Consider the following 15,026-nt stretch of genomic DNA (forward strand, 5'->3'; position numbering starts at 1 on the left):
GACGCAATCGAAAAGTGGACAACAAAGGATCTGTTGGATATGCCGCAATCTCCAGAACTTGCCGGCGGTGAAGGGTTCACGTACGAGGGCGACGCGGCCGCATACTACTTGGCGGCGTTGCTGGCCGAGGCTTACGCCCCTGGAATCGATGACCACACCGTAGTTCGCGTCTCCGTCCAACAGCGCGATTTCGGAGAGCCGCTAGACGATGTGATTGTCGACTTTGCCGATGCGGACGGGCGGATCGCCCGCCTTAGCCTGCAGGTCAAGCGTTCGCTGACCATCAGCGCTGCCGCCACTAATGCGGACTTTCGAGACATTATTCGCGACGCTTGGGCGACGCTGCACAAGCCTAACTTCCGCTCCAACACCGATCGCTACGGCGCCGCCATCGGCGAAGTCGCCCTCGTTCCGGGCCGCGCTTTGAAGACCATCTGCGAGTGGGCGCGCGAAAGCTTGACGGCCGACCACTTCGACGCGCGATTTGCGCCGGAGGGAAGTGCAAGCAAGGACCACCGGAAGGTCAGAACCAGCATTGAGCAGTTACTTGCAGCGGTGAACACAACCGCCTGCAACAGCGAGCAGCTGCATCGATTCTTGGCTCACTTTGTCCTGGTCCAATTCGACTTCCTGCGCGAAGGTTCGGTGGATCCGCCACTGGCGATCAATCTCATCCGCAACAGCCTGGCGCCCGAATCGGCCGGAGAAGCCCCGATGGTGTGGTCGCGCTTGGTCGAACTGGCCCGTGCTGCGGCCGGGACCTCTGGCCAGTTCGATCGCGCACGTCTGGTCCGCGAGCTCGTGCCGCTGATTCGGCTGCAGGCCGCGCCGTCCCTGCAAGCAGACCTCGGCCGGCTCACCGAGTTGGCCCGCAGCCAGGCTAACCTGATCGTTGACGACATCGGTGGTGCCCGGATCGACCGAAGCACCTATTTGCAAGCACTCGACGCCAAGTTGGTGGACGCCAGGTTCGTGCAGGTACGCGGCCTGCCGGGCAGCGGAAAATCGGCGGTGGTGAAACAGGCGGTACAGCGTTCGCTCGCGCAAGGGCCGGTGCTCTTCCTCAAAGCCGAACAGGTCGACACCGTCAGCTGGAACGGGTATGCGGTCTCTCAGGGGCTGTCGGGGACGAGTTTGGAGCGGCTGCTGGTTGAGGTCGGCGTGGTGGGCACGCCCACGCTGTTCATTGACGCGATCGACCGGGTCGCCACAGCGCAGCAACCTGTCTTCGTGCAACTTATCCAGACCATCGCGACATCGCTGGAGCTGGCACATTGGCGCGTCGTCGCCTCCTTGCGCGACACCGGCATCGAGGTGTTGCGCACTTGGCTCGGCGAGGCGTTAGCCGCCCTCACGGTCGAAACGCTCACGGTCGGTGCGCTGAGCGAAGCCGAGGCCGATGCGCTCGCCGAGGCCAAGCCGCAACTGCGTTCGCTTCTATTCGGGGCGGACGCCGTGCGTGAGATCGTCCGTCGCCCCTTCTTTGCCAAAGTGCTCGACCAGACCTTTGCCGCCGCACCCGGCGGGCCCGAGTTTGCCCCCCGGTCCGAGATCGACCTGATCGAGCACTGGTGGAGGCGCGGCGGCTACAACGCATCCGGGCAAACCGCGCTTGAACGCCAGCGCGCCTTGCTCGGCCTTGCACGTGCGCGCGCCAAGGAGCTCAGTCGGCCGATCCGGCTGGGTGAGCTCCAGTCGACCAACTACGTCGAAGAGCTCCGCGCCGATGGCATCCTTCAACATGCGCGGCACGGCATCAGCGTCCAGTTTGCCCATGACATCTTCTTCGAATGGGCATTCTTCCATGTGCTGGCGGAGCTGGGTCCGGACTGGATCGACGCCATCCGCGCCGCCGGCGAACCGCCCGCGGTTGCGCGCGTCGTCGAGCTAGCCTCGCAATGGGAATACAGCCACGGCGACGCCTGGGTCGCTTACCTCGAGCAGACGCGAGCCTCGGATCTACGTGCCCAGTGGACCCGGGCCTGGCTGCTGGCGCCATTGGGCACCGCCGCCTTCGAGACGGACGCGGCTCCCTACTGGGCGGTGGTTTCCAAGAACGACTTTGCCTTGATGCACAAGGCCCTCGTCTGGTTCCAGGCCGAGAAGACGACGCCGAACCCCGCCGTCCTCGCCGGCAAGCTTCCGGACGATCGGCGCCAGCGTGTCGCTGACCTTCTAGGCTGGCCCTCCGATCTTGCAGCAGCGCGGCGCTTGCTCGTGTTCCTGTTGGCGCGGATACCAACGATTCCTCAGACGCTGTACCCGGTCGTGCTCGCCGTATTCGAGCTCTGGCAGAACGCTTTCGATGGCTACTCCAACCCCATCTCGCGGCGCCTGCTTGAACAGTGCGATCAATGGCTCGCGGCTCTGGACGCGATTAGCGAAGCCAGCGGCCCCGACGAGAATTCGGCCTTTTGGGAGAAGGTGCAAGACCTGGTGCGTTTCGAACGTCGCTGATCCAGCTCGTACTACGCTCATCGCTCGACGAGCCGAGCATCGCGGACGCCCTCCTGCTACGCGCGATTGCCTCGCGCCGCATTCGTTCCGACGCCTTTGAAGACATAGTTGTGTTTTCACCGCGCTTGGCCCAGTCGTTACCGCATCGGCTTGTCGAACTGGCTTTGGCACATCTGCGTGAAGAGCTACCGGAAGACCGCGTTGCGCGCGAACAAGCGGAGCAAGATCGCGCGGTCGCGGCGCGACAGGCCATGTCGAATGACCCGTCAAGAACGCTAAGCCGTGTTGAAAGAGCTAGTTGGTCCGCTGTCCACTTCCGAAGTGTCGGCAAGTTCAGTTCCTCGGACTGGGAGCAACTGGCGGTCCACGACGATTACCGCAGCTTCTGGCCGCCGTCGCCACTGCGGGAGCCCTTCGCCTCGCTGTTTCGCAAGTCGCCACAGCACGCCTTGTGCTTGCTGCGTGAGCTGTGCAACCACGCCATCGCGGCATGGCGGCAGTTGCATCGTCTCGACCCCGAGTCGCGTGGCGTGCCGCTGCCGCTGGATCTGTCGTTCCCATGGGGGAGGCAGACATTTTGGGGCGGCGATCGCGAATACCTGTGGTGCCGCTCAACATGGGCCCCGAAAGCGATTGGCTGCGGCTTCCTCGCCCTGGAAGAGTGGTGTCTTGGCGAGATCGAACGCGGCACACCCCTCGATGATCTCATTCAGCAGATTGTGACTGGCAACGACTGCATCGCGATTCTCGGAACTGCGGCCATGCTCGCTCTGCACACTGAAGCGGTATCCGCCACCACATTGCCACTGTTCACGTCGCAACTCCTCCTGACGGCCGACCGCCAGCGTTTCGCGGGCGACCTATCGCCCAGCAATCTGATGGGATTCAGACACGCATCGGATCGACCTCATCAGGACGCAATGCGAACCGCAAATGCACGCCCCGTTCGTAAGCTCGAACTCCGGGGAATGGTGCCTCGGTTCGTGTTCGCCGAGGCGCCGCTTGGCTCGCAAGCGCGCAGCACCATCGAGGCATTCTCGAAACGGCTACCCTATCAGTACGAGGAGGATCGTGAGGATCCTGAGGTGCAGCGTGAACTCGCCGAGCAGGCGGCAGAGTACGCCGAGCTGGCTGACGAGTCCACATATCAAGCCTATCGCACCGACAACGAGCATATCGCTTTGGTGCACGTCAGCCCCTCCGCCGCCAAGCCGGAGAACGTCGCCAAACTCGAGCAAGCCACGCAGTACCTGTCGATCGCCAACCTGTGGAGGTGGGCATCCACGTCCTTTGAGAAGCATGCGCTCGACAGCCGACTGAGCCTCAGTGATGCCGTAGCGGCGGCTAGAGGGTTCGACGTGCCGGAGCTCTTCGGGAGATCGAGGGTGGATCGCCCTGACTCCATCGCCATGCATCGAGGCGCAGTGGCGTCAACGGCCGCGGTCACGCTGACCTTTCGCACGGGGGCTACTAACGACCAGTTGAAATGGGCACGCGGAGTTCTGCATCGTGCGGTACGACTGAAGGAGGAAGGCGATCCTTGGTGGTTGCCCAGCTCGATGATCCCCTGGCATCACGGCATCTACGCTGCCTACGGCCTCGCCGCGGACCTGCGCGTTGGAACCGCAACGCGGGCCGCTCCGTGCGACCTGTTAGCCCTGGTAGCACACCCGCTCGAAGCGGTGTCGCTGGCCGCAGTTAAGGAGGCGTGCGACTTGTGGGACGCTGACCCGAAGCTGACGTTGGCGGCCCTGTTCCTCGCGTTCTCGCTGTGTCACGTGCCGCGAACCGGCCGGAGCAGTCGGCCGCACACCGGTGTCATTGAGCCGTCCCCACTAGCGGTGGAAGCGCTGCGCATGGCGTGCTTGCATTACGACCGCGGTACTGATTTTTCCTCCATCCCACGTCCGCCACCGGCATGGGTAAAAACTACACCTAGAGGGCGGCACGGACAGCAATCGTACGAAAATTACGAAGCTTGCGATGCGACGAATCCAGAGGAATGCTGGACCGAACCTGACACCCACTGGCACTCCGCGTACGCCGCCGAGGTGCTGGCTCGGGCGCCCATGTTCGGGATTTTGCACAGCGACGCACGAGACTCATTGCTCGATTTTCTCGCCGACGTTCTGGCTTGGACGATCCAGAAGAACGCGCCGCCTTGGGTGGAGCGCGGACGGCGTGGACGATCGGCCACGCGCATATTCGAATGGACGCACGCCCTCGCGTCTCAGATCGGTAACGTAGCAGGCTACATGCCCATTTCGGATCTCCAGCCACGCTTCCTCGAGCTAATGCTGCAACTGGAAGGCGAGAACTGCTGGGCCATGCTGGGCCCATTTGCTAGCTCGTATATCTGTAGGTACATCTACGATGCGCATACCGTGCCGGCTGACGCAGTCGCCGTGATTGATCTCTGCCTGACGCGCCTTCTAGCGGACCGAGCATTTAAGCGGGACAGTTATCGCGCAGGCGAGTTGTCCGGTTTTGATTTACCCAAGTTTGTCGAAAGCTTGATGTTCGTGTCAATCGAGCGGGCTGAACTTGCCAGCCGTTACGTCAATGGCGACTGGTCGGAGATTGAGAGAATCATGCCGCTGGTGGACCGGTACGTGCGTGCGACGGGTTGGGCGGTTCCGGTAATGGCCGCATACCTCACTCTATGCGAACGGTCGCGAGCGCATTACCCCTCCGCTGCGTTCGCGGATCAGGTTCTGGAGATCCTTTCACTGGGCCCTGATGGGCTGCGAGGTTGGCGCGGCACACTCTTCTGCGCACGAATCGCCGGCCTCATTCAGCATCTGTCACATCGGGACGCCCCGATGAACCTCTCGTTGGCGCAGGCCTTCCTTCGGATACTCGACCACCTGATCGACATGGGCGACCGTCGCAGCGCCGCACTGCAACTGGGAGAAGGCTTCCGCGACATTCGTCTAGGGCCGTGAATAGTGAGACGGCGCGAGCCCGTCCGGTTAACAGCCCTGCGCGTAAATCGGCCACTTGTGGTGCGAAATCCGTCGTTCGCGTGCGAGGAATTGGTCTCGCTTACCCCCGATAAATCTTCCTAATCCCAAGCCCACTGCTGTCCGCTTCCAGCCAAGAGCAGTCGCTAGATATGTCACTATTCTCTGTAATCTTTTATCTGTTCAGCCAGAGTTGCACGGACGCTTAGCTATGCCATCGCGCGGGGGTTACTTCAATTGAATGCATTCGAGCCTTTCGTCATCCGGACTTGCGAGGGTCGTTCCGGAACTCGGCCGCACGTGCGCGGCTATGAACCGAAACCAGACCAGCCCTTCGCGCCCTTCGAGATCCATGATCCTTTCGGCCTTCGCAACGCGATCATTCCGGTGTTCTGCCAGCAGGTAGATGGACGGATGTATGGCGTCGGGACCGCATTCCATGTCGATGGCTTCGACAACTTCCTCACCGCCTACCACGTGATCGACTTTGTCGAAAAGCATCTTTCCGGTCGCCCGATCCTGTTCCTGAGTATGCATGCGGTCGTGTTCGGAACGATCAACATTCCGCCCGACTGTTTCGTGCCTGCGGCCGAGGTGATCGCCTCGATGATGGAGTCCGACGATCCGATGGCAGCGCTCCGGGGCCAAGCCTCCAGGCGACCGGCCATTGACGCGGCTTTGCTGAAGCCCGAACCGATCGGTCCAGGCGCACGGCCACCACAGACATTGCCGATACGGACAGACGGCTGGGTGCCGAGAATAGGCGAGATAGTGCTCGCGGTCGGCTTCCCACAGTTAGATCTCTCGGAAGTAGACGTTGCCAAGCAATCGTCTCTGCTCGACGAAGGCATGTACGGCGCCTATGGTCGGATTGTGGCGATCCATGAGGAAGGGGTTAGTCGATCGAATCCTACCCCGGTATTCGAGGTGGAGAGCGATTGGCCCGGGGGAATGAGTGGTGGACCGGTGTTCAACCGCGACGGCGAGGTCGTTGGCATGGTGAGTCGGTCACTGCGCGCCGAATCCGAGCATGCCGGCACCGGGTACGCGGTGCATTTCAGCTTGGCCCGCGACATCGAACTACTGACGCCGAACGTAGATAGGTTCAATCCAGGTTGGCGCAAATGCTGGGGCGTGTTCGCCTCGGTGACCCCCGAGCCAATCAGTATGCACGCCACAAAGGAACAAGCCGAAGTCGCTTCATCAACGCTTGAGGGATCCGCCGACGTCCGACCAATCGCCAATCGAATTGGTACCACTGATTTCGTAGATCTGAGTGTCTGAACGAAATGATGCTGCCGGCCGGCAGCGATCAATCAAAACGACACCTTGGGCGAGGGCGCATTCTTCAGACGCAATACTTGCAGGATGTCCAACTGGTCGACGCCAGATAGCAGAAGACCACCTTCGACTCTCCCCACGCAGAACAATTTCTCGTACCGTGATGTGTGCGAGGATCGCTGCGGTCTAGCATACGCTAGTAGCTATAGAGGCATACAAAATAAAGCACTTAACGGAAGCGCGCTAAAGCGCGCTGATCATCGATCTCCGCATGTGTCTGGTCTTCAGTGGTGCGAACTTGTTGGCTCAAAGTGCCGCACTCGGCACGGCCGCATGCTGCAATTCCTAGAGTTGGATCCGCAGCATTCCAAAGCTTTTCAGCCGACCAAGTTCAGCCTACATGGTGTGCCGATCTCGCTACGTTTTTCTCTGGCGTCTAGAGGGAAAGCACGATAAGCGGCCAATGCCTCATCAGCGTGCTCGCGCGTGGTCCAGCGCCAACGTCCACCACTGTCAAGCCAGGGTCGCGAAGGCTTCAGGCACGGTGGCCGTGGCTATCCGGACCTGACGGTCTGTTGCCAAGTGAGAGCCAAAACCCTGCCGCCAAGACTCCAACCAGCGAACGGCTGTATTCTTCAGCGACCAAGTGACCAGATAGGCGCTGATACGATCAACCGTTGGTCGCTCGCTACCTGCAACAAGCGCGTCGGCAGCGGCGTGCACTTTAGGACAGCCCCTCTTGGTAGCCCAGCGGCCAAAGCTGCGCTGGCAGCCGATTAGCCGATATGCTTGGCCGCCTCGTCTAATTGAAAGGCTCTGAAAATGTTCGAGTGGCCGTGGGTAGCTTGATATTTATTTGAATTCTCGAAAACTTCAATGAGGCTGAGAAAATGATTCCAATTGTGTGTCGAGGCGAGGATGGAATTGAGCGCATCTTCAACGTGATGGTTTCCGACGGTGACGAGATCCTAGTCTTCTCTGTCCGTCATGAGGAATACCCGCGCCTGCCAGCCTACGAACTCTCGATAGAGATAACGGCAGCTGGTCCAGTTGTGTGGGTTATGAATCGCCATGGAGTTGAAATCTACTGCAGAACTGGCGTTCCGGAGGCTACTCTGGTCTATGCCAGCCATTTTCTCGGATGTGCAGTGTCCTCACGGCAAAGCACGCCCTCGCGAGAGAATCCATACGCAAATTATCGCCTCTCCAATGCTTCGAAGGTGTGGGAGCGAATGGTAAAGTCCGGCGCTGCGATCTACGACCCCTCAACAGATCGTTTTATGACCGCCTGAGACATCGACCGGTCAGCAATCCAATCAACGAAGCGGCCGTCACTCAGGCAGCGGTGCACGGACGGGGTCGCCCTCCGCGATCTCGCCCTGATCTTCTTGGCCTTTGTCAGTGGCGGGCCGCCACCATAGTGAAGTGGCCGCGGCACCTTGGCTCGGCTGATCGCCACAGCCCCTCAACTAAAAGGGTTCTGCCGCTCAAGGTATTCGTGTTATTTCTTTGAATTTGGCAACCCTTCCGAGGAAGTAAAGTCCTTACTTGCGCCCAGTGGGATCAGCGTAAGATAGCCAGGTGATCCGACAGAACACCTTTATTCGTTTTCCTAGGAAAACATGCCGCGCCGGCACTGGATCAGAGTTCCTTTTTGGGCCAGTGAACCAGCTGAGCGTAGGCGTTCGGTACAGGTCAGGCTAAGCTGTGACCAAGTTCTTCAAACGTCATAAACCGTACGCCGAATTCCTGCTTGAGCCAAGCTCTGTTCTCAACGTCCAGAATCGACTTGGCTCCGTTGCTGTTGCCCTTGTCCATGGTACAGAAAACGTCAATGCCGTATGCAATGTGAGAGGCCAGGGCGTCACCGTCCGCCCACTCAGCGAAAGTCCGTTCAATGGCTCGCTCCTCATGTATGTCCTTTGCTTGATCCAATGCGCTGAACCAAGGGCCTCCACCGGCGTTCTGCGCAAGCCGTTCGCCGATGGACTTGATTTGGGATTGCCCCACCCCCCGGGCCTCAATTGCGCGAGACACCCTATGAGCGGTCGTGATCCATCTCTTCAGATCCTCACCACTGCCAGTGTCAAGGTAGCGCGTGCCGGTTGGGTCGTTGATCGAGAATGCGCCCATTCTCGGTACAGCCTTGAGAGCCAGAAGCCCGATCTGGTGGGCGGCCAAGGCTCTGTCTTTAACGGCAGGAGGTAGCGGTTTCCGATCGGGTTGCTGAACGCTAATGGTGAATGCTATGGACTCCACGTTACCATCGCCTACAACCTCGCGGATGGATGGAGGAAGTTCAGCGTTCGCGATGACCTTAGGTTCCCCTTGAAGCGAAGTCAGCGTCGTTCCCTGGTACACGGCGGCCCGGTCAGTCTTCAGGATGCCTTCGATCGTTAGCATGGTGACTGAGTAGAAGCCCGCGATCTGACCAGATCTCAGTGCGGAATTGACTTTGAGCATCAGCGGCTGAAGCGAATTCTTGACTGACAGCTCAGGACGGCACGCCCAGTCAAGCACGTTAGTGTCGAACGTGACACGAAGGCCCATTAGCCACTCCTTTGCCAAATATCTGCGAGCGTCAGCGCGCCGGTTCGACTTATTTTCGCCCAACTGAATACTGGACGTCTAGTGATGCTCAGCAGAAGCGGTGTCTCGTATGCTGCGCGCGGATGAAGCTAGTACGGGGCGTCGGGTGCAAACTATGGGTACAGCGTCGAGGCATGGCGTCTGTCTCAGGAGATTGAGTCGCTGCGTTAGGGCAACTCGTCCACGGGATAAGAGTCGCTTGGATCCGATTGCCAGACCGCCGCGATTGAGCGTTGCAATGTCTGGCTTCTGCCAAGGTCTAACCTCGGCCCTACCCCTGATAACGCCCCCTAATCCTAGAAATCGGATAGCAGCTCCCTGCCCTACCCTGTGCGACAAGGTCCGCCTTCGGCCAGAAGCGGACCTTCGCCGAGCCCGCCCACCGACCAGCGATCGCTCATTTGCCGGTCATCTTCAATGCCGCTTCTGGCAAGCGCGCGCCGCTGATACTGATCTGGGCCACGTCCGCATTGATACGCGCCAGGTCTGCCTCATCTAGCACCAGATCCACGGCACCCAGATTCTCATCCAGCCGATGAAGCTTGGTCGTGCCCGGAATCGGCGCGATCCACGATCGCTGGGCCAGCAGCCAAGCCAGTGCCACCTCAGCAGGCGTGGCACCCTTCTCTGCAGCCATCGCCTTCACCACTTCAACCAGTGCCATGTTGGCCCGGCGCGCTTCCGCAGAGAAGCGCGGCACCGCATTACGAAAATCCGTTGCATCGAATTGCGTGTTCTCGTCGATCTTGCCGGTCAGAAACCCCGCGCCCAGCGGGCTGAAGGGGACGAAGCCAATGCTCAGCTCTTCAAGCAAAGGAAGCAGCTCTTCCTCCGGCTCACGCCAGAACAGGGAGTACTCGCTCTGCACAGCCGTCAGCGGCTGCACGGTGTGTGCCCTGCGGATCGTCTGCACGCCCGCTTCGGATAAGCCGAAATGCGCAACCTTGCCTTCCGCAATGAGGGTCTTCACCGTCTCGGCAACATCCTCGATGGGCACCGCCGGGTCAACGCGATGCTGGTACAGAAGGTCGATGCGTTCGGTGCGAAGCCGCTTAAGGCTGGCCTCGACGGCTGCGCGGATGTGTGCGGGCTGGCTATTGGTACCTGCGCCGCGAGCACCGGTCAGCGGGTCGATGTCAAAGCCGAACTTGGTGGCGATCACCACATGGTCACGAACGGGCGCCAGTGCCTCGCCCACCAGTTCTTCGTTGACAAAGGGGCCGTAGGCTTCGGCGGTGTCGAAGTGGGTAATGCCGCGCTCCACCGCCGTGCGGATCAGCGCAATCATTTCCTGCTTGTCTGCGGCCGGGCCATACGCAGCGCTCATGCCCATGCAGCCCAGGCCGAGGGCAGAAACTTCAAGGCCTTGTCCAAGGGTACGCATCTTCATGGTCGACTCCTCATCGTGCAGTGTGCGGAGCGGTCAACCAGGCGTTGACGCTCTCCATGGTGTTACGTTCCTGATCGGCCTGCATCACGAATGCATCCAGGATGCGGGCGTTGGGTGCGTGGCTGGCGACTACGCGCAGGCTGCTGCCCACGCCGAAGCCGCCGTGGGTGATGAATGGCACGATCGTCCTGCCCCTCATGTCGTGCTGCGACAACAGCGATCGAATGATCGGCGGCGCAGTCTCGCCCCAGATTGGAAAGCCCAGGTAGACGGTGTCATAGCGATCAATGCCGGCAAGGCGGGTGCGCAGCGCCGGTTCTACTCCGTCGTCGCGCTCTTGCCGCGCCTTGGCCACCGTTTCCAGATAGTCCGCCGGGTAGTCCACGGCAGGCTGTATCTCGAACAGGTCGCTGGGCATGCTGCGATGAATGAGCCCGGCAACGACCCGGGTGTTGCCCGAGCGCGAGAACCAGGCAACCAGCGTCCGTGTGTTTGATCGACCCGCTGCCGCGCCCTCCTGCGGCTCCGCAGCAGAGCATCCCAGCGGCAGCGACGCCAGGGCGGCAACGACTGCCCGGCGACCGTGATCAGGGGTTGAAATCGTCATGGCGCCAATCTACGCCCCCGAAACACATTCTTGCAGAGGCATAATCGGATATCGCTTATACCTGGTGCGCATCAATGAGCGTAGAGAACTACGACCAGTTGGCCATGTTCGTCCTGGTGGCGCGGGAGCGCAGCTTTACCCGTGCTGCCGCCCAGTTGGGCATCTCCCAGCCTGCCCTGAGCAGATCGATGCGTCAGCTGGAAGAGCGCTTGGGTGTGCGCCTGCTTGCCCGGACCACGCGCAGTGTTTCGCCCACCGAGGCCGGAGAACAGCTGCTGCGGGTGATTTCACCGCGCTTCGAGGAAATCGACACGGAGTTGGCGCAGCTCAACGCTTACCGCGACAAGCCCGCCGGTCGCCTCCGCATCACAGCGGGTGAGCATGCTGCGCTCACCGTGATGCAACCGGTGCTGGGCAAGCTGCTGCCGGCCAATCCCGACCTGAACATCGAGGTGATCGTCGACTACGGACTGACCGACATCGTGGCCGAGGGCTTCGACGCCGGTATCCGTATGGGCGAGCAGGTGACCAAGGATATGATCGCCGTGCGCGTTGGACCGGACCTGCGCATGGCAGTCGTCGGATCGCCTGCCTATTTCCGCCACCATCCAAAACCGAAGTCACCGCACGACCTCACCCGGCACAACTGCATCACCATTCGCCTGCCGACCCACGGCGGCATTTTCGCGTGGGAGTTCGAAAAGAAGGGCCAGGAACTGAAAGTGCGGGTGGAAGGCCAGCTGGTTTTCAACAACATCGCTCTGCGCCTGGGCGCCGCACTGGAGGGGCTGGGGCTTGCCTACATGCCCGAAGATCTGGTGCGCGCCCACGTGCAGTCAGGCGCCCTGGTCCACGTCCTGCAGGACTGGTGCCCCTCCTTCCCTGGCTACCACCTGTACTACCCCAGTCGCAGACAATCATCACCTGCGTTCACCGTGCTGCGTGATGCGCTGCGCTATCGGGGTTGAGCGCTACCGCAACGGCGCCTCCACGCCGCTGTAGGCTTGCACCGCTGGCGGAAGGCGCTCGCCCTGCACTGCCACCGCCGCAACTGCAGCGTTGAGCTCCCGCAGCTCACCTGCGCCGAAGATCACCTCGCCGGCGCCCAGGTTGTCCAGCAAATGGGCCATCTGCGTGGTACCGGGAATCGGCACGATCCAAGACTGCTGCGCCATCAGCCAGGCCAATGCGATCTGTGCAGGCGTGGCCTGCTTTCGCGCGGCCCACTCTCTGAGCAGGCGCACCAATGCCAGGTTGTGTTGGATGTTCTGCGGGCTGAAGCGCGTTTCGATGCCGCGGATGTCACCGTCGGCAAACCGTGTCCTGGCGTCGATCGCACCGGTCAGAAAGCCTACGCCTAGTGGGCTCCACGGCACGAATCCGATGCCCAGCTCGGCGCACGCAGAAAGCACCTCCTGTTCCGGTCCGCGCCAGAGCATCGAGTACTCGCTCTGCACAGCGGTCACCGGCAGCGCAGCTTGCGCGCGGCGAAGCGTCTTCAGGCCCATCTCGCACAGGCCCCAATGCAGCACCTTGCCGTCGGTCATCAGGTCCTGGATCGCACCGGCCACGTCTTCGATCGGCACCTGCGGGTCCACGCGGTGCTGGTACAGCAGGTCGATGCGGTCGGTACCTAGCCGCTTGAGCATGCCCTCTACCGCCGGCTTGATATGCGCGGGCCTGCTGATCAGGCCCGGGCCACGGGCACCGGTTTCCAGGTCGATGTTCCAGCCGAACTTGGTGGCGATCACCACTTCGTTGCGGAACGAGGCAACGCCTTCTCCCAGGATCCGTTCCACTTCATGCGGGCCATAGGCCTCGGCTGCATCGTAGAACGTCAGCCCGCGATCGAACGCAGCACGGATGATGCGGTGCATCTCGGTGCGCGAGGGGATGGTGGTCTGGTAGGTGCGGCTCATGTTCTGCACGCCCAACCCGATACTGGAAACCTGCAGCTTTCCCAGCATGCGGCGGCCGTCCATTTTCGGCGCCGCAGCTGCGGGGAAAGCGTTTGCCGTGGAAGTGGCCAGCGCGCCGGCCAGCGGCAGTGCCGCCAAGGTAGCCGCGCCCTTCAAAAGCGAGCGGCGTTGGGCGTTGGTAGGCAGGGTGTTCATTGCGGTCTCCATGTAGGGCGCTGTCAGGGCCCGGGTGCCGGGGTCTGTTCCAGTGCCTGTACTGCGCGAGTGGATGCGGCCGCGTAGCCGCTGTGGTGCAGCAGTTGGGCCAGGTGCTGCAACTGTGCGCGGCTAAGGCCCACGCGCTGGCTGGCCGCCATGTGCGAGCGCAGCTGCGCCTCCACGCCGGGCATCGCCGCCAGCGCGCCCACCGTCGCCAGTTCACGGCTCTGCCAGTCCAGGTTGTCGCGCTCGAAGATGTCACCGAACAGATGCGTCTGCAGGTACTGGTTGATGATGGGGCGAAGTCCATGACCGGCCCGGTCACCGGGGCGCCGGAGATCCGGGTCTGGTTGGCGGTGCCCACCGCGCGCAGTGCGTCGCCCACTGGAACCTCCCCTGTGGGCGGCTGCCCGGGTGCGGTGGCGATACCCTGCGCCTCACGTGCGCGCAGCACCCTCATCAATTCGCCCAAGGCATTGAGGCTCTTTGGGAACCCCGCATAGGCATACAGCTGCACGAGCACTTCCTTTGTCTCGCTCAGCGTCAGGCCAGCATCCAGGCCCCGGCGCAACGCCGCGTTGAGCTGGAGCATGTCGCTGCTGGCCGCAGCGGCCGCAATCAGCGGGATCGCCTGCTGCCTGGACGAAAGCGGCCCGACAACGGGAGCGTCGATGCTTGCTGACGCCTCGCGATACGTGTCATCGCTGACCTGCTCCATCCAGGCCACCGATTTGCCGTCTGCCACACCGGTCACCGCAAGGTGAGTCATCGCGCTGTGCGGCGAGGCGCCATGCCAATGCTTGACCCCGGCCGGACACACCACCACATCCCCGGTGTGTATCTGTTGCACCGGCTTGCCCCACTCCTGGGTCAGCCCAACGCCAGATGTAACCACCAGTCGCTGACCGGCGGGGTGGGTGTGCCAGGCCGAACGTGCGCCCGGGTCGAAGCTGACGTATGCGGAAGAGGCCTGCAGCTCCTTGTCTGCTGGGAACAGGGGATCCACCCGCACCGTGCCGACGAAGTTCTCCGCCGGACCGGCAGCGGATAACTGCGTGCCCGCTTGAGTGATCTTCTGCGTGGGCGTTTCGCCGGCGCAAGCGAATGGTGCCGCCATGCTCAATGCAGCGCCCAGCAGAGCAGTCTGCGCGGGTGATTGACGACGCGCGCTCATGGAGCCAGCGTCCGGCCGTAGAACGTGGGCGGCTGGCCGCCGCTCGCACCTTGATAGGCCGCATCGGCGGTTATCGCGATGTAGCCCTGCCCGGCCAACCGCTGCGCGTACAGGCCGGCCACCTGCTCCTTGACCCCGCCGTTGGGGTGGGCGACCACGATGGTCGGATACTTCCGCGAAGCATCGAAGCTGGCTGCTGTGTAGAAGTTGGCCGCGATCTCGATTCCATTCGGCGGATAGGACACCGAGTGGACGTTGACCTCGTCGAGCACATTGCGCGTAACCGCGCTTTCATAGGCCAGTTTGAACGGGCTGAGCCTGTAGTCGGCGGCGGTGGCGTTGCCTGCCGCCAAGCCAAGAGACATCGCCAACAGCGTGGGGTGCACGATGTGCTTCATTCAACTGCTCCCAGTTTGGACGCTACCCTCATACCGGTGCTTGTGGCGCA

11 protein-coding genes and 1 pseudogene are annotated in these 15,026 nt (G+C 61.7%); 5 read left to right on the plus strand and 7 right to left on the minus strand.

The genetic code is table 11. From position 1 onward, the window contains the following. Window positions 1–39: 39 nt before the first annotated feature. The 3 genes from FHY19_RS19370 to FHY19_RS19380 all read left to right on the plus strand — a co-directional run bounded on the left by FHY19_RS19370 (window position 40) and on the right by FHY19_RS19380 (window position 6,704). Window positions 40–2,457, plus strand: a complete 2,418-nt coding sequence (locus FHY19_RS19370) for a hypothetical protein (RefSeq protein ID WP_259167899.1) — start codon at window positions 40–42, stop codon at window positions 2,455–2,457. Then, entirely contained in the window at window positions 2,415–5,402 is a 2,988-nt protein-coding gene (locus FHY19_RS19375) for a hypothetical protein (protein WP_259167901.1), read from the plus strand. Before FHY19_RS19370 ends, FHY19_RS19375 begins: the two co-directional genes overlap by 43 nt. 318 nt (window positions 5,403–5,720) lie before the next feature. Beyond that, complete coding sequence (locus FHY19_RS19380) at window positions 5,721–6,704, plus strand: serine protease (RefSeq protein WP_259167903.1); 984 nt, start codon at window positions 5,721–5,723, stop codon at window positions 6,702–6,704. 1,692 nt (window positions 6,705–8,396) lie between these two features. On the opposite strand, the gene FHY19_RS19385 is transcribed toward FHY19_RS19380, so the two are convergent. From FHY19_RS19385 to FHY19_RS19395, 3 genes are all read right to left on the minus strand, one after another. Next, on the minus strand, window positions 8,397–9,251 hold the full coding sequence (locus FHY19_RS19385) for a hypothetical protein (protein ID WP_259167905.1): 855 nt from the start codon (window positions 9,249–9,251) through the stop codon (window positions 8,397–8,399). 436 nt (window positions 9,252–9,687) lie between these two features. Continuing rightward, the gene (locus FHY19_RS19390; RefSeq protein ID WP_259167906.1) at window positions 9,688–10,680 is read right to left on the minus strand and encodes an aldo/keto reductase; all 993 of its coding nucleotides are present in this window, start codon (window positions 10,678–10,680) and stop codon (window positions 9,688–9,690) included. A gap of 10 nt (window positions 10,681–10,690) precedes the next feature. Further along, window positions 10,691–11,287 carry a flavodoxin gene (locus FHY19_RS19395; RefSeq protein WP_259167907.1) on the minus strand — a complete coding sequence of 199 codons (597 nt, stop codon included), beginning with the start codon at window positions 11,285–11,287 and terminating at the stop codon, window positions 10,691–10,693. Between the two features lie 74 nt (window positions 11,288–11,361). Between FHY19_RS19395 and FHY19_RS19400 the strand changes: the two genes are divergently transcribed. Continuing rightward, a complete protein-coding gene (locus tag FHY19_RS19400) occupies window positions 11,362–12,255 on the plus strand; it encodes a LysR family transcriptional regulator (RefSeq protein WP_259167909.1) in 894 nt (297 codons plus the stop codon). Between the two features lie 3 nt (window positions 12,256–12,258). Here FHY19_RS19400 and FHY19_RS19405 read toward each other — a convergent pair whose 3' ends face one another. After that, window positions 12,259–13,269 carry an aldo/keto reductase gene (locus FHY19_RS19405; protein WP_259167911.1) on the minus strand — a complete coding sequence of 337 codons (1,011 nt, stop codon included), beginning with the start codon at window positions 13,267–13,269 and terminating at the stop codon, window positions 12,259–12,261. A gap of 155 nt (window positions 13,270–13,424) precedes the next feature. Then, on the minus strand, window positions 13,425–13,700 hold the full coding sequence (locus tag FHY19_RS19410; protein ID WP_326521159.1) for a carboxymuconolactone decarboxylase family protein: 276 nt from the start codon (window positions 13,698–13,700) through the stop codon (window positions 13,425–13,427). Window positions 13,701–13,994: 294 nt separating this feature from the next. On the opposite strand from FHY19_RS19410, the gene FHY19_RS19415 reads away from it, so the two are divergent. Next, window positions 13,995–14,168, plus strand: a complete 174-nt coding sequence (locus tag FHY19_RS19415; protein WP_259168163.1) for a hypothetical protein — start codon at window positions 13,995–13,997, stop codon at window positions 14,166–14,168. Window positions 14,169–14,188: 20 nt separating this feature from the next. Here the strand turns inward: FHY19_RS19415 and FHY19_RS19420 are convergent. Both FHY19_RS19420 and FHY19_RS19425 read right to left on the minus strand, forming a co-directional pair. After that, window positions 14,189–14,578, minus strand: a pseudogene (locus tag FHY19_RS19420) (cupin domain-containing protein); the annotation flags it as partial. Beyond that, window positions 14,575–14,976, minus strand: a complete 402-nt coding sequence (locus FHY19_RS19425; protein ID WP_259167913.1) for an alpha/beta hydrolase — start codon at window positions 14,974–14,976, stop codon at window positions 14,575–14,577. The pseudogene FHY19_RS19420 and the gene FHY19_RS19425, both read right to left, overlap by 4 nt. Between the last annotated feature and the right edge of the window lie 50 nt (window positions 14,977–15,026).

The sequence above is a fragment of the Xanthomonas sp. 4461 genome, from assembly GCF_024806475.1.
Taxonomy (GTDB): domain Bacteria; phylum Pseudomonadota; class Gammaproteobacteria; order Xanthomonadales; family Xanthomonadaceae; genus Xanthomonas; species Xanthomonas arboricola_F.

Excerpts from the sequence above, each read along its gene's own strand:
- FHY19_RS19425 (WP_259167913.1), bottom strand. The coding sequence starts at position 14,976 with ATGAAGCACATCGTGCACCCCACGCTGTTGGCGATGTCTCTTGGCTTG.
- FHY19_RS19405 (WP_259167911.1), bottom strand. The coding sequence starts at position 13,269 with ATGGACGGCCGCCGCATGCTGGGAAAGCTGCAGGTTTCCAGTATCGGG.
- FHY19_RS19395 (WP_259167907.1), bottom strand. The coding sequence starts at position 11,287 with ATGACGATTTCAACCCCTGATCACGGTCGCCGGGCAGTCGTTGCCGCC.
- FHY19_RS19390 (WP_259167906.1), bottom strand. The coding sequence starts at position 10,680 with ATGAAGATGCGTACCCTTGGACAAGGCCTTGAAGTTTCTGCCCTCGGC.
- FHY19_RS19415 (WP_259168163.1), top strand. The coding sequence starts at position 13,995 with ATGTCGCTGCTGGCCGCAGCGGCCGCAATCAGCGGGATCGCCTGCTGC.
- FHY19_RS19385 (WP_259167905.1), bottom strand. The coding sequence starts at position 9,251 with ATGGGCCTTCGTGTCACGTTCGACACTAACGTGCTTGACTGGGCGTGC.
- FHY19_RS19400 (WP_259167909.1), top strand. The coding sequence starts at position 11,362 with ATGAGCGTAGAGAACTACGACCAGTTGGCCATGTTCGTCCTGGTGGCG.
- FHY19_RS19370 (WP_259167899.1), top strand. The coding sequence starts at position 40 with ATGCCGCAATCTCCAGAACTTGCCGGCGGTGAAGGGTTCACGTACGAG.